The 21,634-nt window shown below is 61.8% G+C and carries 20 protein-coding genes and 1 tRNA gene; 7 read left to right on the top strand and 14 right to left on the bottom strand.

The window, feature by feature from the left end; all coding sequences use genetic code 11:
- The first annotated feature begins 246 nt into the window (after positions 1 to 246).
- Entirely contained in the window at positions 247 to 1,212 is a 966-nt protein-coding gene (locus tag LQ788_RS09775) for a PQQ-dependent sugar dehydrogenase (RefSeq protein WP_231447219.1), read from the top strand.
- Positions 1,213 to 1,233: 21 nt separating this feature from the next.
- Here the strand turns inward: LQ788_RS09775 and LQ788_RS09770 are convergent, their stop codons facing one another.
- The 3 genes from LQ788_RS09770 to LQ788_RS09760 form a co-directional block, all read right to left on the bottom strand.
- Positions 1,234 to 2,346 carry an alcohol dehydrogenase catalytic domain-containing protein gene (locus tag LQ788_RS09770; protein WP_231447218.1) on the bottom strand — a complete coding sequence of 371 codons (1,113 nt, stop codon included), beginning with the start codon at positions 2,344 to 2,346 and terminating at the stop codon, positions 1,234 to 1,236.
- Positions 2,343 to 2,816, bottom strand: coding sequence for a ribose-5-phosphate isomerase (locus tag LQ788_RS09765; RefSeq protein ID WP_231447216.1), 474 nt, complete (start codon positions 2,814 to 2,816; stop codon positions 2,343 to 2,345). Before LQ788_RS09765 ends, LQ788_RS09770 begins: the two co-directional genes overlap by 4 nt.
- Positions 2,817 to 2,932: 116 nt before the next feature.
- Positions 2,933 to 3,538, bottom strand: a complete 606-nt coding sequence (locus LQ788_RS09760) for a mycothiol-dependent nitroreductase Rv2466c family protein (RefSeq protein WP_231447215.1) — start codon at positions 3,536 to 3,538, stop codon at positions 2,933 to 2,935.
- Between the two features lie 104 nt (positions 3,539 to 3,642).
- On the opposite strand from LQ788_RS09760, the gene pepN reads away from it, so the two are divergent.
- Genes pepN through LQ788_RS09745 form a run of 3 tightly spaced genes read left to right on the top strand, consistent with a single transcriptional unit; the run spans position 3,643 to position 7,874 of the window.
- Positions 3,643 to 6,339 carry an aminopeptidase N gene (gene pepN / locus LQ788_RS09755; RefSeq protein ID WP_394801333.1) on the top strand — a complete coding sequence of 899 codons (2,697 nt, stop codon included), beginning with the start codon at positions 3,643 to 3,645 and terminating at the stop codon, positions 6,337 to 6,339.
- Between the two features lie 12 nt (positions 6,340 to 6,351).
- Positions 6,352 to 7,470 carry a mechanosensitive ion channel family protein gene (locus tag LQ788_RS09750; RefSeq protein WP_231447211.1) on the top strand — a complete coding sequence of 373 codons (1,119 nt, stop codon included), beginning with the start codon at positions 6,352 to 6,354 and terminating at the stop codon, positions 7,468 to 7,470.
- A gap of 2 nt (positions 7,471 to 7,472) precedes the next feature.
- Positions 7,473 to 7,874, top strand: a complete 402-nt coding sequence (locus LQ788_RS09745; protein WP_231447209.1) for a globin — start codon at positions 7,473 to 7,475, stop codon at positions 7,872 to 7,874.
- Between the two features lie 84 nt (positions 7,875 to 7,958).
- On the opposite strand, the gene LQ788_RS09740 is transcribed toward LQ788_RS09745, so the two are convergent.
- Positions 7,959 to 8,633 (bottom strand): hypothetical protein, encoded by a 675-nt coding sequence (locus LQ788_RS09740; protein WP_231447207.1) that lies wholly within the window; start codon positions 8,631 to 8,633, stop codon positions 7,959 to 7,961.
- Positions 8,630 to 9,184, bottom strand: coding sequence for an acyl-CoA thioesterase (locus LQ788_RS09735; RefSeq protein WP_231447205.1), 555 nt, complete (start codon positions 9,182 to 9,184; stop codon positions 8,630 to 8,632). The genes LQ788_RS09740 and LQ788_RS09735 overlap by 4 nt, the downstream gene beginning before the upstream one ends.
- Before the next feature lie 82 nt (positions 9,185 to 9,266).
- Between LQ788_RS09735 and LQ788_RS09730 the strand changes: the two genes are divergently transcribed.
- Positions 9,267 to 10,175, top strand: coding sequence for an acyl-CoA thioesterase (locus LQ788_RS09730; protein WP_231447204.1), 909 nt, complete (start codon positions 9,267 to 9,269; stop codon positions 10,173 to 10,175).
- The gene (locus LQ788_RS09725; RefSeq protein ID WP_231447202.1) at positions 10,172 to 10,429 is read left to right on the top strand and encodes a hypothetical protein; all 258 of its coding nucleotides are present in this window, start codon (positions 10,172 to 10,174) and stop codon (positions 10,427 to 10,429) included. Before LQ788_RS09730 ends, LQ788_RS09725 begins: the two co-directional genes overlap by 4 nt.
- 103 nt (positions 10,430 to 10,532) lie before the next feature.
- Here the strand turns inward: LQ788_RS09725 and ettA are convergent, their stop codons facing one another.
- The 9 genes from ettA to LQ788_RS09680 all read right to left on the bottom strand — a co-directional run bounded on the left by ettA (position 10,533) and on the right by LQ788_RS09680 (position 19,536).
- The gene (gene ettA / locus LQ788_RS09720) at positions 10,533 to 12,215 is read right to left on the bottom strand and encodes an energy-dependent translational throttle protein EttA (RefSeq protein ID WP_231447200.1); all 1,683 of its coding nucleotides are present in this window, start codon (positions 12,213 to 12,215) and stop codon (positions 10,533 to 10,535) included.
- Positions 12,216 to 12,281: 66 nt separating this feature from the next.
- Positions 12,282 to 13,010 (bottom strand): DUF6993 domain-containing protein, encoded by a 729-nt coding sequence (locus LQ788_RS09715; RefSeq protein WP_231447198.1) that lies wholly within the window; start codon positions 13,008 to 13,010, stop codon positions 12,282 to 12,284.
- A gap of 144 nt (positions 13,011 to 13,154) precedes the next feature.
- Complete coding sequence (locus LQ788_RS09710; protein ID WP_231447196.1) at positions 13,155 to 13,754, bottom strand: single-stranded DNA-binding protein; 600 nt, start codon at positions 13,752 to 13,754, stop codon at positions 13,155 to 13,157.
- Between the two features lie 207 nt (positions 13,755 to 13,961).
- Positions 13,962 to 15,542, bottom strand: a complete 1,581-nt coding sequence (locus LQ788_RS09705; protein WP_231447194.1) for a GTPase — start codon at positions 15,540 to 15,542, stop codon at positions 13,962 to 13,964.
- On the bottom strand, positions 15,539 to 17,236 hold the full coding sequence (locus LQ788_RS09700) for a dynamin family protein (protein ID WP_231447193.1): 1,698 nt from the start codon (positions 17,234 to 17,236) through the stop codon (positions 15,539 to 15,541). The genes LQ788_RS09705 and LQ788_RS09700 overlap by 4 nt, the downstream gene beginning before the upstream one ends.
- 118 nt (positions 17,237 to 17,354) lie before the next feature.
- Positions 17,355 to 17,428, bottom strand: a tRNA-Arg gene (locus LQ788_RS09695).
- Between the two features lie 141 nt (positions 17,429 to 17,569).
- Positions 17,570 to 17,776 (bottom strand): hypothetical protein, encoded by a 207-nt coding sequence (locus LQ788_RS09690; RefSeq protein WP_009884062.1) that lies wholly within the window; start codon positions 17,774 to 17,776, stop codon positions 17,570 to 17,572.
- A gap of 199 nt (positions 17,777 to 17,975) precedes the next feature.
- Positions 17,976 to 18,290: a thiamine-binding protein gene (locus tag LQ788_RS09685; RefSeq protein WP_231447191.1), complete on the bottom strand. Its 315-nt coding sequence runs from the start codon at positions 18,288 to 18,290 to the stop codon at positions 17,976 to 17,978.
- A 55-nt stretch (positions 18,291 to 18,345) separates the two neighbouring features.
- A complete protein-coding gene (locus LQ788_RS09680; protein ID WP_231447189.1) occupies positions 18,346 to 19,536 on the bottom strand; it encodes an acetyl-CoA C-acetyltransferase in 1,191 nt (396 codons plus the stop codon).
- Positions 19,537 to 19,764: 228 nt separating this feature from the next.
- Between LQ788_RS09680 and LQ788_RS09675 the strand changes: the two genes are divergently transcribed.
- Positions 19,765 to 21,357, top strand: coding sequence for a coiled-coil domain-containing protein (locus LQ788_RS09675; RefSeq protein ID WP_231447187.1), 1,593 nt, complete (start codon positions 19,765 to 19,767; stop codon positions 21,355 to 21,357).
- Positions 21,358 to 21,634 lie beyond the last annotated feature (277 nt).

Here is a 21,634-nt window from a genome sequence, read left to right as displayed (position 1 = left end):
CACGACAGCCGTTTCCTGAGCTCGTTCCCACTGCTCCCGGGCGTCCAGCGCGCGGACCCAGATGCGAGTACATCTGCGTCGAGGACCCGTCAGCGCAGCCGCGCTGCTGTTCTCATTTTGGGTCTGGCTCTGGCTGGCTGCAGTCCCGATCCACCATCTGCACCCTCGGTCAGCTCATCGCCGCCCACGTCACCGGCTGTGGGCGGGGCCGACGCGAAACGGAAGTCTGCGTCCGGCCCGGAGGTGGTGGCGACGAATCTTCAGGCTCCGTGGTCGCTCGCCTTCTACAAGGGCTCAGCATTGGTCAGCGAAAGAGACTCGGCTCGGATCCTCGAAATCGACGACGAACGCCCGGCTCAGCCCAAAGAGGTCGCAACGGTAGCTGACGTGGCGGCCTCCGGTGAGGGCGGACTTTTGGGCCTAGCCGTCCGCGGTGACAGCCTCTATGCCTACTTCACGTCCGCTTCGGACAACCGGATCCAACGGTTCCCCCTGAAGTCCGGCTCGAATGGGGTCGAGATCGGCTCACCGAAGACGATCGTCGAGGGCATCGCGAAGGCCGGTTTCCACAACGGCGGCCGTCTGGCCTTCGGCCCGGACGGAATGCTCTATGCCACGGTCGGTGACGCGGGGAATCGGAACTCGGCACAGGATCGCGGCTCGCTCTCAGGGTCGATCCTGCGGATGAATCCCGATGGCACGGTGCCGGAGGACAACCCTTTCTCGGGCTCACTCGTCTACTCCTATGGGCACCGCAATCCGCAGGGCTTGGCTTGGGATGACGACGGCACCATGTATTCCAGCGAGTTCGGTCAGGACACCTGGGATGAGCTCAACATCATCGAACCCGGTGGCAACTACGGCTGGCCGGAGGTCGAAGGAATCTCAGAGGATGGCGTCGGTGACGATGACTTCATCGACCCGGTTCAGCAGTGGCGGCCCGATGAAGCCAGTCCGAGTGGAATCGCCATCAGCGACGACCGTCTGCTCATCGCCAATCTTCGCGGCCAGGTGCTGCGGACCGTGCCCCTTTCAGATGTCGCCGAGGCTGAGGTGGCCTATGCGGGCGAGTTCGGTCGACTGCGTGACGTGGTGTCCGGACCCGAAGGCGAGATCTGGTTACTGACGAACAACACCGATGGACGTGGGGATCCGGCCGCCGACGACGACCGGATCCTGCACATTCCCGCTGATCTCAGCACCGACGACTGAAGGCAGCTGTGATGAGCGGCTTCAGCGTTGGAAGTCGATGACCTGCCGCACAACAGTTCCCTCGGCCAGGGCGTCGAAAGCCGCGTTGAGGTCCTCAAGTCCGATCGTGTCCGAAACCAACTCTTCGACCGGCAGTTTGCCCTGACGCCACAGCTCCGCATAGACGGGAATGTCACGACTGGGCACTGCAGAGCCCAGATACGAGCCGATGACGGTGCGTGCCTCGGCAGTCAGCGTGACCGGGGTGATGTGGGACTGCGCGTCGGGAGCGGGCAGCCCCACAGTGACGGTCTTCCCTCCCACCGCTGTTGCCGAGAATGCGGTCTCGAAAGCCCGGGCATGACCGACGCATTCGATGACGACTGGCGCCCTCCGCTCCCCCAGCTGCTCAGGCGTGTACACCTCGACCGCGCCCAGCTCCTTGGTCCGGACCAGTTTGTCCGGGTTCGCATCGACACCGATCACACCCGCGGTCTCAATCGACAGCGCCGTGATCAGAGCGGCCATGCCGACCCCGCCCAAACCGACGATCATGATCTCGTCCTCAGGTCCAGGGGATCCCGCGTTGAGGACCGCTCCGCCGCCGGTGAGCACCGCGCAGCCGAGCACTGCCGCGACCGAGGCAGGAACATCGGAGTCGACCGGAACGACGGAGGCGCGGTTGAGCACGGCGTGGGAGGCGAAGACCGATGCACCGAGATGATGGAGCACCTCGGCGCCCGAATCATCGTGGAGTCGGACCTTGTGTCCGTCGAAGGGGAGTGTGCCGGCACCATTCGTCGCACTGCCCGGTGTGCACGGGAGCTTGCCGTCGGTGCGACAGTTCGCACACTCACCGCAGCGGGGCAGAAAGACGGTCACGACCTGATCACCGATCTCGAGGTCGGTGACGCCTTCACCGAGCTCTTCGACGATGCCTGCCCCTTCGTGGCCAAGAAGCATCGGCAGGGGTCGCGGGCGGTTGCCGTCGACGACGGACAGGTCAGAATGGCAGACGCCGGCAGCGCTCAGTCGGATGAGCACCTCACCGGGCCCAGGCCCATCAAGCTCGAGTTCCTCGATCGAGATCGGCTCAGTCGTCGCATAGGGACGGGCAGCCCTCATCTCCCGCAGCACCGCTCCCCGGATCTTCACAGCGCCGAGTTGCCTTCAGCCTCGTAGGCGTCCATGATCCGAATCCGCCGCTCGTGGCGTTCTTCACCGGAGAACGGTTCCGCCAAGAACGCGTCGACGATGGCAATGGATTCAGCCTCTGTGTGCTGCCTGGCTCCGACCGAGACGATCTGGGCATTGTTGTGCTCACGAGCGAGCTTGGCGATATCGGTATTCCACGCAAGAGCCGTCCTGGCTCCTTTGACCTTGTTAGCAGCGATCTGCTCGCCATTGCCCGATCCGCCGATGACGACGCCGAGTGCCTCGAGGCCCGCCGCCTGATCGTCGACGACGGCCTGGGCCGCAGCGATGCAGAAGGCGGGATAGTCATCGAGTGCGTCGTATTCGTGAGCGCCGTGGTCGACGACCTCGAAACCCGAGTCGCCGAGGTGGGCCTTGAGAATCTCTTTGAATTCGAATCCTGCGTGGTCCGTGCCGAGATGAACCTTCATATGGTCACTCCTTCGAGATGTCCCGGGCTTGGCGCCGGGGAAAGACTGTGCGTGTGGTGGTGGGGTGGGGTTGCGGTCCGCTGCGAGAGCCGCGGACCGGGCGTTCATGATGCCGGTCAGTCGAAGACCGGTCCCTGGTTGCGTGTGCGCTTGAGCTCGAAGAATCCTGGAGTCGAGGCCACCGCGAGAACGCCGTCGAAGAGACGACCTGCGTCCTCCCCCTTGGGTGCTGGTGTGACGACCGGGCCGAAGAAGGCAGTGCCGGCGACTCGGCAGATGGGCGTGCCCACATCGTCGCCGACGAGTGCCAGCGCTTCATCGTGCGACTCCTGCAGCGCGGCATCATAGTCATCACGTTCGCCGTATTTCATCAGGTCGGCCGGCAGACCGACCTCATCCAGCGCCTCGGCGACGGCCTTGCCGAAGTCTGTCTCTCCACCTGGATGGATGCGGGTGCCGATCGCCGTGTAGAGAGGCTCCGTGATCTCCTCGCCGTGTTCGGCTACCGCAGCAGTGACGATGCGCATGGGTGCCAGAGCACGATCCATGAGCGCACGATAGTCGGCAGGGATGTCATTGTCCCGGTTGAGGATGTTCAGGCTCATGACATGGAACTTCACATCGATATCACGAACCTTGGCGACTTCCAGACCCCAGCGCGACGTCATCCAGGCCCAAGGGCAGGCCGTGTCGAACCACAAGTCAAGTGTCTCTCTGCTCATTTTCACTCCTCATTAGGCTGGGTGCGGGCAGCAGCGGACCGCCCGCGATCTCCGAGGCCAATTTATCAAGCCTTGCCACCGAAGAAGAATGCGTCCATGAAAGAATGGCCAGGTACACCCGGACCCGAAGCGGAGGTCACCACAAAGTGCCCCAATACAACCTCACCCGCGAGGAAGCTCGCAGACGTTCATCACTCGTCGACGTCTCGAGCTACGAGAACACCCTGATTCTCACAGGAGTGGGTGAAAGCTTCCGCGTTCGCTCCCGTATCCGCTTCACCGCAGCGCCGGAGACCACGACCTTCATCGATGCCATCACGGCCAGCGTCGAACGCATCCGGCTCAACGGACTGGATCTCGAGACCTCCGAGGTCGTCTCCCCCTCACGTATCACTCTGCCTGGCCTCGCCGCAGAGAACGAACTCATCATCGATGCGCATTTCTCCTACATGAACACCGGCGAGGGCCTGCACCGGTTCATCGATCCCATCGACGACGAGGTCTACCTCTACTCACAGTTCGAAGTCCCCGACGCCAGGCGCGTCTTCCCGGTGTTCGAACAACCGGACCTCAAAGCCCCGTTCTCCTTCACCGTCGTCGCCCCATCCCGCTGGACGGTCGTGTCGAACTCCCCCACTCCGTCTCCAGGCGATCCCAGCGAGGTCTTCACCGAACTCGATGAAACCCCGGTCGCTGACACTGCCGTGTGGCAGTTCGCGCCGACGACTCCGATCTCGTCCTACATCACCGCGATCGTAGCCGGCCCATACCGCAGTGTGCATTCGGAACTGACCTCTTCTGACGGTTCACCCGTGCCTCTGGGGCTGTACTGCCGCGATTCCCTCTTCGAGCATCTCGACGCAGAGAACCTCTTCGGCATCACCCGCGCCGGCTTCGAATTCTACGAACGCGAGTTCGGAGTGTCCTACCCGTTCGAGAAGTACGATCAGCTCTTCGTTCCCGAGTTCAATGCCGGTGCAATGGAGAACGCCGGTGCCGTGACGATCTTGGAGAACTACGTTTTCCGGTCCAGGCCCACCGAGGCCCTCGTCGAACGCCGCACCGTGACGGTGCTCCACGAACTGGCACATATGTGGTTCGGGGATCTGGTCACCATGAAGTGGTGGAACGATCTATGGCTCAATGAGTCCTTCGCCGAATTCATGTCCACTCTGGCCACCGCCGAGGCCACCGAATACACGGATGCGTGGACGACCTTCGCCACGATCGAGAAGTCGTGGGCCTACCGCCAGGACCAGCTGCCGAGCACGCACCCGATCGTCGCGAGCATCGAAGACCTTGCCGATGTCGAGGTCAACTTCGACGGCATCACCTATGCCAAGGGCGCCTCGGTGCTCAAACAACTCGTCGCATGGGTCGGTCGGGAAGAATTCTTCGCCGGTCTCAGACGCTATTTCGACCAGCACGCATGGTCGAACACAGAACTGCCCGATCTCCTCGACGAACTCGAGGCGACGAGCGGTCGGGACCTGGCCTCCTGGTCGAAGCTGTGGCTCGAAGAGTCCGGCGTCAACCTCATCGAAGCCGAACTCGACACCGAGACCGACAACGGCGCCGAGGTAGTCTCCGAGCTTCGTGTGACCCAGAAACCGTGGATCATCGAGGGACAGCCGGTACCATCGCTGCGGCCTCACCGCCTGGCCATCGGGTTCTATTCCGACAACGACCAGGGCCGTCTTGTCCGCACGCGCAGCTTCCCACTCGACATCGATGCCAAGGCGACGACACTCGACGAGGCCCGTGGACTGCCCAAGCCCGACGTGATCATCGTCAACGACGAGGACCTGACGTATGCGAAGGTGCGCTTCGATCGTGAGAGCATGGACGTCGCAGCAGCCCGGCTGGGCGACTTCGACGATTCTCTGACTCAGCTGCTCATCCTCGGCACACTCTGGGACACCGTCCGCGACGGGCAGCGCCCGGCACAGGACTACATCGCCACAGTCCTCGACAACTGCGCTGCGATCACGCACTCCTCAGGGCTGCTCACTCAGATGCGTCAGCTCGAGACCGCAGTCGGGTCCTACCTGCCTCCACAGGCACGAACGGAGGCACATACCGCTGTCGCCAAACGATTCGCAGAACTGCTCGAGTCGGTGCCTGGGGGCACCGATCAGGCGTTTCAGTTCCTTCGCGGCTTCATCAAACACGCGACGACCCAGGAACAGATCGCACAGCTCCAGTCCTGGTTGGACGCGACCGGGGACTTGGTCCACGGGATCACGATCGACACCGATCTCACCTGGGAGATCATCATCGCTCTTGCGGCACACGATGCGATCGACGACTCCGTGATCACTGCCATGACCAAGACCGATCCTTCGGCCACCGGAGCACGCCAGGCGGCGACTGCTCGCAGCGCCCGGCCCACCTCAGCGGCGAAGTCGGAGGCGTTCACTCGCATCCTCGATGAGGCCGAGCTTCCGAATTCGGAACTGGCTGCTCTGGCTCTGGGATTCGCCTCTGGCCTGCAGACCGAATCGGGTGAGATCTTGGCCTCACAGGCGCCCTTGCGTGATTTCTCCACAGAGTACTTCCAACGTGTATCGGGATGGTGGGAGACACGCACCCTGGAGATGGCACAGACCATGACGCTGCGGCTGTATCCCCCGGTCAACGAGCACACGGTCAAGGCCACCAAGGGCTGGCTGGCCGATCATCCCGCCGCGCCCAAGGGACTCGTGCGCCTGATGCGTGAGAATCTCGCCGATGCTCAGCGGGGCCTGAGCGCTCAGGAAGTGTCCAGCGGTTCCAAGGCCGCATTGACCTTCGGTCGTTAGGCTCGTGGCATCATGACTTTCGATGCATTGAAGACCGACCTGCTGTCCGCACCAAAGATCGACTGGGACTTTCTCCTCGACGCACCGTTGAGGATCCTCATCATCATCATCATCGCCATCGTGCTCAACATGGTGATGAGGTACTTCATCCGACGCTTCTCCACTGCTGTGGCCAAAGGCACCGTCGGCAGTCAGAAGGCGGCGGAGAGCGGCAAGTTCTCGGCGACGGTCATGGAATCGCAGCGGACGGGCATCGACCCGGCGACAATCCGCGAACGCCGTGCTCAGCGCGCGAAGACTGTCGGTCGGATGCTCTCATCGGTGGCGACGATCCTCATCAGCGCCGTCGCGATCCTCATGGTCCTCGACCAGTTGAACTTCAACATCGCACCCATTCTGGCCTCGGCAGGTGTTGTCGGTGTGGCATTGGCCTTCGGCGCGCAGGAGCTCGTCAGGGACTATCTCTCGGGATTCTTCATGGTCATCGAGGATCAGTACGGCATCGGCGACACAGTCGACCTCGGGGAAGCAGTCGGCGAAGTTGAGGACTTCGGCCTGCGCAAGACGGCGGTGCGCGACCTCACCGGCACCCTGTGGCATGTGCGCAACGGTGAGATCATGCGAGTCGGGAACCTGTCACAGGGCTGGGCACGTGCCGTGCTCGAGATCCCCGTCAACTACTCCACCTCGATGGACACCTACCGTGAGATCACGCAGACAGTCACTGCTGAAATGGCCAAGGACACCGAGGTCGCCTCCGCGATGCTCGAAGTCCCAGAAATCGCCGGAGTCCAGTCGCTCTCGGCTGAGTACAGGGTCATCAGAACGATGATCAAGACCAAGCCCAATCTGCAGTGGATGGTCGAGCGTGCATTCCGGGCGGAACTCACCAATGAGTTCGACAGGCGCGGAATCACCATCCCGATCATTCAGGAAACCGTCCTCAGGACGCTTCCGCGAGAGGCCGACTCACCGGACTCGACGACCACGACCAGCTCCGACGAGGAGCCTCAACCCACCCACATGACACGGCGGAACACCGACACCGGCCCCTCGCCACTGCCCAGCGATGACGAGATCCGGGCGACCGCTGATGAATCCGGCACCAACGCAGCAGACGGAGAGAACTGACCATGACTCAGACATCAAACGAGACCATTTTCGAAGCGGTCGGAGGTCATCCCACCTTCACCCGTCTCGTCGATGTCTTCTACGACCATGTCGACCAAGACGAGGTGCTCATCGCCATGTACCCGGAGGGGCACGACCTCACCGGAGCAAAGCACCGCCTCCAAATGTTCTTGGAACAGTACTTCGGGGGGCCGACGACTTACCAGGAGGAACGGGGCCACCCGCGCCTGCGGATGCGCCACTTCCCCTTCCCTGTCGACTTCGATGCGCGTGACCGGTGGTTGGCCGCGATGCGCGCAGCCCTTGACGATGTGGCACTTGCCCCGCTCTACGACGAGATCTTCTGGGACTATTTCCAGCGTGCGGCCACAGCCATGGTCAACACCAACAGCAACCCGGTCTGAGCAGAGCCCTTCCGTACATGGGTCTCTGAGCACGAGGCTCGCTGCGATGGCTCCTAAAGCAGTGCAGAGCTTCCTGTGATGGGCCTACTTCGCCCGGGTCAGCAGATGACCGCCCGGTGTCGTGATCCGCAGCCAACCGGAGGTCTCGAATACGTCATATTCTTCCGACTCTCCCGCCGGGGCGGTCTCGGCATCGGGTACGAATCGCAGCGCATTCGCGGCGAATGCGAGTCCCCCGGGCAGCTCGGTGCCTCCACTGGCTGACATCGGCTTCGACCACACACGCGAACGCAGCGCCTTCACAGCATGTGATCCCGCGCCTTCGGGAGCTCCGTCGCTGATCTCTTTCACTCCAGCCTCGGCGGTGGATCGAATCTCAGCGCCGGAGATTCTGTCGCGAACCGCCCACTGTCCTTTCGGCGGGGCAATGCCGGTCCACGACACCAGCACCGAGTTCGGAGGCACAGGCAGGCGTGTGTCGTTTTCGGCCCGTGCGAAACGGTCCTTGAGGTTGGCCAGGGGAACAACCTCGTCGAGGCCATCCATCTCCGGTCCGCTCAGGCGCAGCATACGCATTGCGAGCACCAGCGGTGTGGAGTCTCCGATCCCGTGCGGATACAGGGGTGCAACGGTGACGACGAGCACGGTCGATGACACATGCAGTCGCATTGCCCCATCTGGGTCGAGCCGGTGAGCCAAGGAGGTGAACGCGGCCAGGTCCTTCATCGCCAGAGGATCGGCGATTTCGAGTTCGGTCATCGCTTGCGCCCCCGCATCGGTACTGCAGGTCGAATGACGTCTTCCATTGCTGCTGTCTCCTCCTGGTTCAACCGACGCGGTCGGGAACTCGTCCTGTCCACGAAGACGATGACCGTCTCGGCCAGCGTATAGCCGACCGACCCATCAGGTTCGGCGATGCTGTAACCGATCGTCACAGACGCTGGTTTGACCTCGCTGATGACAAGATCGATGGCGATCGGACCTGCACGGTAGGGAATGGGACGGCGATATTCGATCGCGTGTGAGGCGACGAGCAGCTCGGTAGTCTCCGACGCCTCGGCGAAGATCGAGGGAATTATGATCCCCGAGACTGTCTCGGCAATGCCCGATTGACCGGGGGTCGTGGGCGCATCGGTGCTGTGTGTCGGAGAGCCTAAAGCGCGGACGCGAGCCTCTTCGAGCAGGCGCAGCTGGGTGACATTGTTGACGTGGCCATAGGCATCCATGTCCCCCCATCTCAGTTCCAGCAGGACTCGTGTGAATTCGTTCAGATGGGGATTCGTGGTGCCGTTGTGCATACGTCCCATCATGCCACCTTCACCGCTGAGGTGGCGGCCACGATAGGATCGTGAACGAACGGACGAGAATCATTGTCGCAGGCTGGAGGCCCTTATGAGCGATGCAGAACCCACGACGGCCGAGGCGAACGTCGACACGTTACGCAAAGTGCTCGAACTCGAAAGTCTGAGCTTCACCTCGGCGTCGCGGGAGAGCGACTACTTCGTGGGGCAGAACCAATACAAACCGGATGGGCGTGTCTACGGCGGTCAGGTCGTCGCGCAATCCGTGGTGGCCGCTGCCGCGACCCTGCCGGAGGATCGTCTCATCCACTCGCTTCACGGCTACTTTCTGCGCGCCGGGGATGTCAGCGAACCGATCGAATTCGGTGTCGAACGACTGCGTGACGGGCGATCTTTCTCTGCTCGGCGCGTGCACGCGTACCAGAAGGACGCCCCGATCCTGTCGCTGATCGCCTCCTTCCAGGTCGAACAGGAGGGGCTGGAACATGCAGAGACCATGCCCACCGGGCTGCCTGGCCCGCAGGATTGCCCCGAGCTGCGCGACATTCTGGCGGGTCAGGACACACCCCAAGTGACCGAATGGCTGAATAAGCGTCCATTCGAGATCCGTCCGGTCGAGGCATCCCTGTACCTCACATCTACCGATGATCGGCAACGAGATCAGCAGCACGTGTGGTTCCGCGCCAGCTCGCTGTTCGGCGACGATCCGGTCCTCAATGCCGCCGCATTGGCCTATGCCAGCGACTTCAACCTGCTCGAACCGGTGCTGCGTCGACAGGGTCTGAGTTGGACGAGTCCCGGTCTCCGGGTGGCCAGCCTGGACCACGCGATGTGGTGGCATCGTCGCGTTCGTGTCGATGAGTGGATGCTCTACGTCCAAGAGTCTCCTGCGGCGCAGGGCGGTCGGGGCCTCGGCTATGGTCGCATCTTCGCCCAGACCGGTGAACTGTTGGCAACGGTGGCTCAAGAGGGCATGGTCCGTGTGAAGGCACAGCAGTGAGCAAAGATATCGCGATGATAGAGATTCTCGGAAAGATTCTCTCTCGCTTGGTCAATGTCGCACTCTTCATCATCATCACGATTCTCGCCCTGGTGTTCCTCCGCGAGAACGTGGAGATGAATCTTGCCCTGATTGCTCTCATAGCGATGATCATCGGAATTGTCGGCACCCTTGCCGTGCGGTATCTGTTCAAGCTCCTGCAATGGATCGGCGGTGTGTTCTCTCGCCGTCGGCAGCCACCGCCAGCAAGCTGAGACCAAGATGAATATGTTGATGCCCCGGTCATCGACCGGGGCATCAACATATGTATGAGAATTCTGTGAGCTGCGCTCAGTCGGCGCAGCTCACAGAATTCGATCAGTCGCGAGTGAGGCGGCGGTGTGTCACGCGGTGCGGACGAGCAGCGTCTTCACCGAGTCGTTCGACCTTGTTCTCCTCATAGGACTCGAAGTTACCTTCGAACCAGTACCACTTGGCGGGATCCTCTTCCGTGCCTTCCCAGGCGAGGATGTGAGTAGCCACCCGGTCAAGGAACCAACGGTCGTGCGAGACGACGACGGCACAGCCGGGGAACTCGAGGAGTGCGTTTTCCAAGGAGCCGAGTGTCTCGACGTCCAGGTCGTTCGTCGGTTCGTCAAGCAGCAGCAGGTTTCCGCCCTGTTTGAGCGTCAGCGCCAGGTTGAGGCGGTTGCGCTCACCACCGGAGAGCACACCAGCCTTCTTCTGCTGGTCCGGGCCTTTGAAGCCGAATGCGGAGACATAGGCCCTCGACGGCATCTCGACGTTGCCCACCTGAATGAAGTCGAGTCCGTCGGAGACGACTTCCCAAAGGTTCTTATTGGAGTCGATGCCGCCGCGGGACTGATCGACATACGACGTTTTGACGCTGTCGCCGATCTTGAGTTCGCCCCCGTCCAGTTCCTCGTATCCGACGATGGTCTTGAACAGGGTCGACTTGCCCACGCCGTTGGGCCCGATGACTCCGACGATGCCGTTTCGCGGCAGCGAGAAGCTGAGACCGTCGATGAGCAGACGGTCTCCGTAGCCCTTCTGCAGGTTGGAGGCTTCGATGACGATATCGCCGAGGCGGGGGCCAGCGGGGATCTGAATCTCTTCGAAGTCCAGCTTCTTGGTCTTCTCGGCTTCTGCCGCCATCTCCTCGTACCGGGCCAGACGTGCCTTCGACTTCGTCTGCTTGGCCTTCGGATTCGACCGGACCCATTCAAGTTCGTCTTTCAGGCGCTTGGACAGCTTCGCGTCCTTCTTGCCCTGGACCTGGAGGCGTTCCTGCTTCTTCTCGAGGTAGGTCGAGTAGTTGCCTTCATAAGGGTAGAGGTGTCCGCGGTCGATCTCAGCAATCCATTCGGCCACGTGATCAAGGAAGTACCTATCGTGAGTGATCGCGATGACAGCACCGGGGTAGGAACGCAGATGCTGCTCCAACCACAGCACGGACTCAGCATCCAGGTGGTTTGTCGGCTCGTCGAGCAGCAGCAGATCAGGCTTCTCCAGCAGCAGCTTGCACAGCGCCACGCGGCGGCGCTCACCACCGGAGAGGACGCTGACTTCGGCGTCCGGCGGTGGGCAGCGAAGAGCGTCCATCGCCTGTTCGAGCTGGGAGTCGAGATCCCACGCGTCCGCAGCATCGATCGCTTCCTGGAGCTTGCCCATCTCTTCCATCAGGGCATCGAAGTCGGCGTCCGGGCTGGCCATCTCTTCGGAGATTGCGTTGAAGCGATCCAGCTTGGCCTTGATCTCACCGACGCCTTCTTGGACGTTGCCGAGGACGGTCTTGTCCTCGTTCAGGGGCGGCTCCTGCAGGAGAATGCCCACGGTGTATCCGGGGCTGAGTCGGGCCTCACCATTGGACGGCTGTTCGAGCCCGGCCATGATCTTGAGGATCGTGGACTTACCGGCACCGTTGGGACCGACCATGCCGATCTTCGCACCGGGGTAGAAGGACATCGACACGTCATCGAGGATGACTTTGTCGCCGTGCGCTTTACGCGCCTTGTGAAGGGTGTAAATGAATTCGGCCATAGTAACCTCAGGCTATCGGTTGTCGACCTTCAAGTGCCAATTGGTCCGGTGGCTGATAACCCGTGATCAGCCGCCGCCAAGTGAGGGAGCTTCACCCGACGAGGACCCTTCGGCAGACCCGCCGGTCGATGAGGAGCCTTCCTCCGAAGATCCTTCTTCTGATGGGGATCCTTCGGAGGAGTTTCCTGAGGTGTTGCCTTCGGATGATGAACCAGCTGATGACGTATCCTGCGACGATGTATCATCTGATCCCTCATCCGGTGACGGGCTCTCGGTGGGCCCGTCCTTGCCGTTGATGTCCTCACCAGGCATGTGCCCGGCACCGTTGGAATCGCCGTCCTTCTCACGCTTGTCACCCGTGGGCGCCTTCACACCCTTCGGACGTTCGACCTCCCCGAGCAGACATGCCCCTGTCGAGTCGGTGGGCGGCATCAGCTCTGCGGTGGCCTTTCCCTTTCGAATCTCCCCGATCACACACCCTTTGTCCGTCTTGACGCCGAACATCTTCGAGGGCACGTCATTACCCAGAGGGGAGTCATCGATTGTCGCCTCAAGCTGTTCCGGATCGTAGCCGGCATCGATCATCGTGGTGAAGAACTTCTTCGTCGATGGAACTTTGTCTTCATTGCCGGTCAGAGGCTTGAGGGCGGCAACGACCTTGTCGACTTCTGCAACTGGCTTCGCTGGGGTGCGAGCCGGAGTGGGCGAGGAATCATCGCCGCCCAATCCCAGCAGCGAACAACCCGAGAGAGCCAAGGTCAGGGCTCCAAGACCTAGGAGGGGAACGAGACGCATCAACAACCTCAGCAGGTGGGAACGATTAACAGTCTCACCTTAGCCGATCACGGGCACAAACGGCGTGCCATACCAGGCGCTAGGTGTCCCGTCTGCCGACGAGATTTCTCCGCTGAAGCCGGTCAGCCCCCGTCAGCGGTGTGCTCAGAACGGCGCTGCTGCCTTCACCGTCTCTCGTGCTATAGCGTCGTCGCCGCTTCCGGGTTCTCCCCCAGTGTCATCTCTCGGTCCGTCCTCTTCGACTCCGTCCGTGTCCTCCAGCGCATCGAGGTTCGATGGTTCGGAGGCGCCGGGACTGCTGGTCGGGAGCTCACCGGCAAGGCTGTCCCAGCCCGAGTCGCCGCCCGAAGCTGCCTGCTGTTGACTCTCGGTTTGCCGATTCGGGTTGTTGGATTTCTGATAGTTGGCAGTGCCGTAGCGAAGATCGGGGCCGATGTGTTCGGCAACGACAGTCGGAGCGATTCCACGCTTCTCCTCAGTCGACCATTCCCGAATCTTCAGAGTCCCTTGAACGACGACGGACATGCCCTGATGCAGACTCATCGAGCAGTTGCTGGCCAGCGGCCCATAGCAGTCGACGCTGAACCACGAGGTAGTGTCGGCGAGATACTCTCCGGTCCCCTTGTCCAGACGCCAATGATTGACGGCCAACCGAAAGGAGGCGCAAGCTCTGCCCGACGGCAAGGTTCGGCTCTGCGGATCGGCGGCGACTGTGCCGCTGAGATTGATCGGGATGATGGACATCGTGTTACCTCACTTCTTGGGGCGTTCCGGGATGGCCCTACCAGATCACCCATCGGGGGCGATGCAGTGTGAATCGGTCCATCACGTCAACTACCAGTGGGCGCGGCAGATGATGCTCTCGTCCAGACATGAAAAATGCCCTGTGGACAGTCGTTGAACGTCCACAGGGCATTGGCACATGAGTCTGAGCTCCTGTGCACCCAAGTATCAGTGCAGCTTCTCGTAAGCTCGGCGGTGCTCGTCGATCACGGAGTTGACCGGCTCCAGGTACGAACTCTGCGCAACACTGCCGACGGCGTCGCGAAGCTTTCGGTCAACCTCACCGGCAGCTTCGTCAGCTCCCTTGCTGCGCGCGGACTTGGCGATCATCGATGTCACAACGGAGCCGATGATGCCCACCACCAGCAGCCCGATCGTGACGAACCAGGTCCATCCTGGGATCGCCCCCGGAGCGAAGATCGCCAGAAGCGCGGCGGCGATGACCCCCAGGAGTCCCAGGATCGTGGCGATGAAGAAGATGATCTGCAGGACCCTGGCCACTGACCACCAGCCTGGTGCCCGCGGTTTGATATCCACAGCTGTCACGGCCGAGTCGAGGGTTTCAGACAGTTCCGTGGTACTTGCCTTCTCCGCTTCCGCAACTGCGGTCTGCCAAGGTCTGGGCAGCGAGGACACGGATTCCGTGATGAGCTCATGGGCCATCAGACGGACTTGGGAACTCTGTGCTCTGCTGGTGGCTGGCACCGATGCGCGGATAAGCTCCTCCCTGCTCTGACCGTGTTTGGCTCCCAACGGATCGGGTGCGTTTCTCTGCATCCACGCCAGGACTGGGTAGCCTGTCTTGCGGTAGGCACGGCGAATATAGTCGTCATGGACGGTCTGGGCCACAGCCTCGACACCTGCGGCATCGGACATGGTCTCCACCAGACGCGACGCTCCCGAACGTTCGTCCGGAGGAACCACAGGCTCGCCGAGTTCGTTCTGCAACCGCTTGGCCATGGCCTGCATGTCGGCGAGGAGCCTCTCCGATGCCGCCTGTTTGGAGTCGACGGTGTCGGCCAAGATCGACCGGATCTGAGGGATTCCGTCTCTTGTGACAGCCGAAGTCATGTGAACTTTGGTGTCGGTGAGTCCGTCTTCCACCAGCAGCTGCTGCAGATGATCGGAGGCCGCCTTCCGCTCTTCGTCACTGAGTTTGTCGACCTGGTTGAGAACGACCACCATGTTCGAGCTGTTCTCAGCCAGCTTCGCCAAATATTCGGAGTGGAGCGAGAAGTCAGCGTATTTCTGTGGGTCAACGACCCAGAACACCACATCGACGAGTCCGACCAGACGATCAGACTCAACGCGGTGCTTGACCGCGGTCGAATCATGGTCAGGCAGGTCAAGGAGAATCAGGCCGTGCAGCTTGCGCTGATCATCACCGTCGAGCGCTGATTCGCGCCAGGTCCGGCTGCGCTCGGGAACGTGGAGCCAATTGAGGATGTCGTTGCCGCCTTCGCCCCAGACGCACGCGGTGGGACGGGAAGTCGTCGGTCGACGAACGCCGACGCGGGCGATGTCCAGTCCGGCAACGGCATTGAACAGAGACGACTTCCCCGAACCGGTGGAACCGGCGAAGGCCACGACAGTGAACTCCTCACCCAGGCCGAGTCGATCCTCGGCACGGTCGAGCAGGTTCTGCGCGTCCGTACGAACTTCGGCGCTCAGCTTGTCAGGTCCCAGGGACAGGGTCTGCCGAATTCCTTCGGCTCGACGTCTGATCTCGGACTGTGCAGGATCGTTCACAATGCCACCTCAAGTCGATCACCGGAGGCGCGCAGGGCGCCTGCTTGCCGCGCCGGTACCGCGGATAGTCGTAGTACGTTGTCAAAGGGAGCCCGGCATCCGCCGATGATTCCTGCAGCAGTGGTCAGGAAGCGATCCCGAATCGATCCGATGAGATTCACAGCTTCCTGCTCACCGAAGATCGTGCCGGCCAGGCTGAGGGCGACGTTGGCGTCGTTGCGCGACGCTTGGTCACCGGCGTTCGTGAACTTCGGATCCCAGAATGCCGCGTATTCCACGACGGCACAGACTCCGCCGACGCCAAAGGACAGAATTCTCGCCTTGGACTTCTTGCCCTGGCCGATCTCTCGCACCAGCGCATTCACCTCATTCGACCATCCGCTGACGGCAGACTTCACGGAATCTTCAAGATCCGTCGAACTGTGGCGCAACTCAGGGTAGGCATCGAGCAGCGCCGAGCCTGCCGAGTCGCGCAGCCATTGCGTGCTGACCTCTTCGACGACGCCGATCGCCTGTTCCCGCAAGGAGATCGCTGCGCTGCGCAGAATCGCAATGTGCAGGGGCGAGGCGGCATCGTGTTTGCCGGTGACAGCCGCAGAGATCCGGTCGCGCATGCGAGCCATCGTGGGCTCCAGCCCGCGGAACAACTGACCCGTTCCCACAAAGTCCTGCCACCTCGCGTTGACCTCTCCGTGCAGCACACGGCCGTCGGAGAATATCTGAGCAAGTCCGTCTTCCGCAGATTTGAACGTCTCATCGAGGCTGGCCTGCAGTCGGTCGAACGTGGTCTCCTGACTTTCTGCGAAGGCGGCCAACGACTTCACCTGGGCCGGCATCGCACCGATCGAACCAGTGAGGGTGCGCTGACGAATCCGGTCCTGCGAGCGGCACTCCGAGCTCACCTGGCTGATCCAGGAACGAATCGGATAGATCGCGGAGTGTGGAAGCAACCCGTCCTCCAGTTCGAGCTCGGCCACAGCGAAGATCGGAGAATTCGCCAGCCCAGACTCGGACAGGAGGCTGGATAGATGGTGCCGGACCTCGCGGTTCGCCTGCGGCGGTACCCGGTCGAGCACGATCGCCACCGAGGTGTTGCGGACAGCGGCGTCTTTGAGCAGCGCCCAGGGTGCGGCGTCGGCATAGCGGTTGGCTGTGGTCACGAACATCCACAGGTCAGCACTCATCAGAATGCGGCGGGCCAACTCACGGTTCGACTCGGCGATGGAGTCAATATCCGGGCAGTCGAGCACCGCCGTACCCGGCTCCACACCGTCATCGGGAATGAGTACGACTGAGGGCGTCTGAGTCGCCGGGTCCGTACTGCGCGGCAGGTCCGACAGAAAGGACTGCGATTCGAAGAATTTGGAGTCGGCGGGGTTGTGCACCACGATCGGGTTGCCCGTCGTCGGGCGGCGCACTCCAGCGGGAGTCACCGTTCGACCGACCAGGGAATTTACCAAGGTGGACTTGCCAGCTCCGGTCGAACCACCGACTGCGATCATGAAGGGCGTCTGTGTCCGATTGATGCGCGGCAGCAGATAGTCCGTCAGCTCTGAGGAAAGCTGACGGTGCAGTTCGCGACCGTCGGCGAAGTCGTCAGTCTGCAGGGTGAAGCGGGTTTCTGAGACTCGCTTCGCGATATCGCTCAGCGCCCCTCCCACTGGTGGCGTCACGGCACTCTTACTGTCTGTCATCACGCATCCACTCTCTATGTTTTCCCAGCCGTGCACCAATTGCCACGCCGTAGCGCGTGGTAATTGGTCTTTGCAGAGAAATACAGGTGGGGCAAACGGTCCGTCAGAGCACAAAAAGTACCCCCGGCGGGGCTCGAACCCGCGGCCTACCGCTTAGAAGGCGGTTGCTCTATCCAACTGAGCTACGGAGGCTCAAATATCCTAACTGATTCCTGATCCAGAACAGAAAGCGGCCCGCGCCGATGCCCCGGAGTCGAACTCCGAAACATCGGCACGGACCGGTGTCAATAATCCTCGTCGATCCCGCGAATCACACAGTGATCTGTCATTGCCTCAATACAGGCGAGCGGCACGCTCCAACGACTTCCGCACAGTCACAAATGCGACCATCACAAGCCCGGTCAAGGCCAGAATGACGGCCACGGCTTCGATGGCGAAGGCGAAGTCGACGATGACAGGAAAGAAGCCGGCAGCCATGAAACCGAGCAGGGCAACCATCGTCAGTGCGGTGGCTGTAGTGAAGTAGGTGGATCCATTCATTGTTCATCTCCTTCTTTCTTAAGAAAAGAGTAGACCTGAATGAGACGTACGTCACTAGGAATTTCCCGAAAGTTTCGTCTGCATCGAACTTACCGTTGAGTACCCACTACCCCGTATCCGCTGCCCTCGGCATCGCACTCCAGGTACTGCGGGCTCAATGCAGCCACCCAAGACGAACGACTGCAGAGCTGAGGGCTGATCAGTCGCCGCCGCGCGCGTCGATGGCCTTTTCCAGTCGTTCGAGCTTGCCATCGATCTCCCCCGTGTATCCCGGTCGAATATCGGCCTTCAGGACCAACGCCACGCGTGGACCGAACTCGCCGACGATGTCCGTGGCCTCCTTGACCACGGCGAACACCTCGTCCCAGTTACCTTCGATCGTGGTGAACATCGAATCGGTTCGGTGCGGCAGTCCGGAACGTCGGACCACCTCGACTGCTGCGGCTACCGCGTCATGGACTGAGGCGTCTGTGCTGTCACCGCCGCTGGGAGCGACGGAGAATGCGACGAGCATGATGATCTCCTCGTAGGTCGTGATCTGTTGTGTGTGGGATGAGTGGCAGCCGAGATCAGTTCTGTGCGGGCACAGTGATGATGAGTGAGTCTCCCTGGCCCCCGCCTCCGCAGAGCGCGGCGACACCGGTTCCGCCACCTCGGCGCTGGAGCTCAAGGGCCAGAGTCAGTACGATGCGCGCGCCGGAAGCGCCGATCGGGTGGCCGAGTGCCACTGCACCACCATTGACGTTGACCTTCTCCGGATCAACACCCAGGTCCTTTGAACTGGCCAGGCCCACCGCGGCGAAGGCTTCGTTGATTTCGTAGAGGTCGAAGGAATCAGCGGCAACACCTTCCTTCTCTGCGGCTGCCTGGATCGCCTGCGACGGCTGATGCTGGAGGGAGGAGTCCGGGCCTGCCGTCCATCCATGGGAGCGGATCTCAGCGAGGATCGGAGCACCGAGCTCCTCGGCCTTCTCTCGGGACATGACGACGACGGCGCATGCACCGTCGGAGATCTGTGACGCGTTTCCCGCGGTGATGGTTCCGTCCTTGCGGAAGGCTGGTCGCAGCTTGGCCATGGACTCTGGTGTGGTCTCGGCGCGCACACCTTCATCGGTGGACACAGTCACATCGCCCTTGCGGCCGGCGATGGTGACAGGTTCGACTTCATCGCCGAAGAGGCCCGACTCCCAGGCTGTGGCCGCGCGCTGATGCGAACGGGCTGCGAAGGAGTCCTGGTCCTCACGGGAGAATTCGAAGTCACCGGCGTTGGCGTCTTCGGTCAGGCCACCCATGGCCTGGTCCGTGAAGGCGTCCCACAGTCCGTCGTAGTCCATGTGGTCCTTGACCACCACGTCGCCGTACTTGTAACCCGAGCGCGATTTCTCCAGAAGGTGGGGTGCCAGGCTCATCGACTCCTGGCCGCCGGCAACGACGACATCGTATTCGCCAGCCCGCACCAGCTGGGCGGCCTGGGTGATCGCGTTGATGCCAGAGAGGCACAGTTTGTTCACGGTCACACCGGGCACGTTCATGGGGATGCCTGCTTCAACAGCGGCCTGACGTGCCGGCCCCTGCCCGAGTCCTGCCTGCAGGACCTGGCCCATGATGACGTATTCGACGTCGTCGCCGGTGATGCCAGCTCGGCCGAGCGCGCCCGCGATGGCCTTGCCCCCGAGCTGCACAGCTGTCAGCGATGACAGACCTCCCTGCAGACGTCCGAACGGCGTGCGCGCACCCGCGACGATCACTGCTTCAGCCATATTTCCTCCTCAGGTTTTCGAACCCCACTCAAGCGCAGGGAAATCGATGAAGTTCTTTCTAATCCAAGGGTAGTCCAGCTGTCTGTGGCCTCGGTCACGGGGGCTGTGTCACATAGTGACAAGTCGCGTCCGCGCTTGAGTATTCGCACCCAACACTCATGGTGCGTCCGTTAGAGTAGGGGGTGGACGATTTGACCACATCCCTTGACACGACAGGAGTCCACTTCAGTGACGCCCACCGAAGAATTCCGCACAGCGATGCGCGGCTACGAAAAAAGTGAAGTTGATTCTCGCCTGCAGCAGCTGCGGACTGAGGTCGAGTCCGTTCGTAAGGCCCTCTCCGATGCACGTAGTCAGGTCATCAACGCTGATCGCGCGAAGCTTCAGATTGCTGGCGAGCTCTCCGAAGCCAAGGCTCAGCTGAAGAAGGCCGCCAATGACAGCGCCGAGGCCGCAGGCCCTCCCGGAAGCCGCATCGACCACCTTCTCAAGATCGCTGAGTCCCAAGCCCGTGAGACACTCTCGCAGGCCAACTCCGATGCCGAGACCATCCGCAATAAGGCCCGGGCCGAAGCCGCATCGGCACGCGCGCGCATGCACACTGAAAGCAACGACACTCTCTCGAATGCTCGCTCCGAGGCCGACGCGATCATCAGCTCCGCCGAAATGCGCGCTGATGAGACCGTAAAGGCCGCCGAGAAGCGAGCCGCTGAGCTCAAGGCGACTGCCGAACGTGAGTACAACCAGGCCAAGGAAGCCAATGAGGCGGCCACGAAGGAAGCACGCGAGAGCCTCGAGCACGAACTCGCCGAACTCAAGGCCACCGCGGAGAAGGAAGCGGCGGATCTGCGCGCTGCAGCCAAGACGCAATCGGATGAGTCACTCAGCACCGCTCGAGCCCAGGCCGATGAGCTGCTCGCCTCGGCCAAGGCCCGTGATGAGGCCTCAACCAAGGCTGCAGACGAACTCGATGTCGAGCTGGCCGGTAAACGCCAGGAGGCCGAGTCCGATCGCAAGAAGCGCTACGACGCAGCTCAGGTTGAGAACAAGAAGCTCATCGATGAGGCCCAGGCACGTGCTGCGAAGGCCGATACTGAAGCAAAGCAAGCTGCGGAACGAGCCGAGACGACCCGTGCGGATGCTGTGAAGAAGGCCGACGACATCATCGCCGACGGCAAGACCCGCGCGCAGACCCTCATCGGCGAAGCTCGCGCGACAGCCGAGGCCACGATCGAAGAGTCCGCGGCCGAAGCCAAGCGCAACGTCGCATCGGCTCAGTCTCAGGTCGACCTGCTGACCAAGCAGCGCAAGACGATCACCGCTCAGCTCGATCAGCTCCGTTCGCTGTTCGCCATGCCAGGAGTGATGGGAGGCGAATCAGTCGATCCTGCCAAGGCCGAGTCCGCATCCCACGCCACCGAACAGATCGCCGATGAGCAGGAGCTCGCTGACCTCCTCGCAGATGATCCCGAAGCAGCCTCCGGAGCCGATGCCAAGGCACCCAAGGATGCTCAGGCCGGGTCCAAGGGTGGAGACAGTACCGGTGGGGCAGCGGCTGCGGCTACAGCACCTCAGGCATCGGATGAGGACGCTTCTTCGGAGGCCACCGATTCCAAGGCAGCTGCGTCCGAAGCAACTGGTTCCGAGTCCGACAAGACGACCTCAGCAGACAAGGCCACAGCTGACAAGGACGAGGTATCACAGGACTCCGACTTGCCGAACGGAGCCACGGATGCCGACACGATCGCCATCGACGCTCAGGTTTCAGGTGGAAAGAACCGTAACAGCAAAGCGTCGCGGTCGGGGAACTCTCTGCGCTGAGGCTCGCCCTCGCGTGTAACCCGATCTGCTGATAAGGGGCCAGTTCATGGTGAACTGGCCCCTTATCTTTGTCTGGATGATGCCTGCGCCGGTACGAGGCGCTGGGTCAACGGAACTTCTGAAAACACCTCGTGTGCCAGTGTCGACGAGACTCCACTCCCACCTCAGTGCCGTACCGAGCCGACTGCCGCCAGGCAACGATATGCGGCGTTGCTGAAGCCAGATCCTGTCCGCACCCGGGACAGATATAGATCTTGCCCTGAGAATTGCCGGCCAC

Origin of the sequence: Brevibacterium zhoupengii, from assembly GCF_021117425.1 — a bacterium.
In the GTDB taxonomy this organism is placed as follows: Bacteria; Actinomycetota; Actinomycetes; order Actinomycetales; family Brevibacteriaceae; genus Brevibacterium; species Brevibacterium zhoupengii.
Note: the sequence above shows the minus strand (reverse complement) of the source record. Positions and strands in the feature narration are given on the sequence as shown.

What these genes read in the sequence shown, in the direction of transcription:
- LQ788_RS09740 (WP_231447207.1), bottom strand. Translation starts at nt 8,633, where the DNA reads ATGACCGAACTCGAAATCGCCGATCCTCTGGCGATGAAGGACCTGGCC.
- LQ788_RS09765 (WP_231447216.1), bottom strand. Translation starts at nt 2,816, where the DNA reads ATGAAGGTTCATCTCGGCACGGACCACGCAGGATTCGAATTCAAAGAG.
- LQ788_RS09760 (WP_231447215.1), bottom strand. Translation starts at nt 3,538, where the DNA reads ATGAGCAGAGAGACACTTGACTTGTGGTTCGACACGGCCTGCCCTTGG.
- LQ788_RS09680 (WP_231447189.1), bottom strand. Translation starts at nt 19,536, where the DNA reads ATGGCTGAAGCAGTGATCGTCGCGGGTGCGCGCACGCCGTTCGGACGT.
- LQ788_RS09690 (WP_009884062.1), bottom strand. Translation starts at nt 17,776, where the DNA reads ATGAATGGATCCACCTACTTCACTACAGCCACCGCACTGACGATGGTT.
- LQ788_RS09685 (WP_231447191.1), bottom strand. Translation starts at nt 18,290, where the DNA reads ATGCTCGTCGCATTCTCCGTCGCTCCCAGCGGCGGTGACAGCACAGAC.
- LQ788_RS09715 (WP_231447198.1), bottom strand. Translation starts at nt 13,010, where the DNA reads ATGCGTCTCGTTCCCCTCCTAGGTCTTGGAGCCCTGACCTTGGCTCTC.
- LQ788_RS09745 (WP_231447209.1), top strand. Translation starts at nt 7,473, where the DNA reads ATGACTCAGACATCAAACGAGACCATTTTCGAAGCGGTCGGAGGTCAT.
- pepN (WP_394801333.1), top strand. Translation starts at nt 3,643, where the DNA reads ATGGCCAGGTACACCCGGACCCGAAGCGGAGGTCACCACAAAGTGCCC.
- LQ788_RS09730 (WP_231447204.1), top strand. Translation starts at nt 9,267, where the DNA reads ATGAGCGATGCAGAACCCACGACGGCCGAGGCGAACGTCGACACGTTA.
- LQ788_RS09700 (WP_231447193.1), bottom strand. Translation starts at nt 17,236, where the DNA reads ATGACAGACAGTAAGAGTGCCGTGACGCCACCAGTGGGAGGGGCGCTG.
- ettA (WP_231447200.1), bottom strand. Translation starts at nt 12,215, where the DNA reads ATGGCCGAATTCATTTACACCCTTCACAAGGCGCGTAAAGCGCACGGC.
- LQ788_RS09750 (WP_231447211.1), top strand. Translation starts at nt 6,352, where the DNA reads ATGACTTTCGATGCATTGAAGACCGACCTGCTGTCCGCACCAAAGATC.
- LQ788_RS09710 (WP_231447196.1), bottom strand. Translation starts at nt 13,754, where the DNA reads ATGTCCATCATCCCGATCAATCTCAGCGGCACAGTCGCCGCCGATCCG.
- LQ788_RS09735 (WP_231447205.1), bottom strand. Translation starts at nt 9,184, where the DNA reads ATGATGGGACGTATGCACAACGGCACCACGAATCCCCATCTGAACGAA.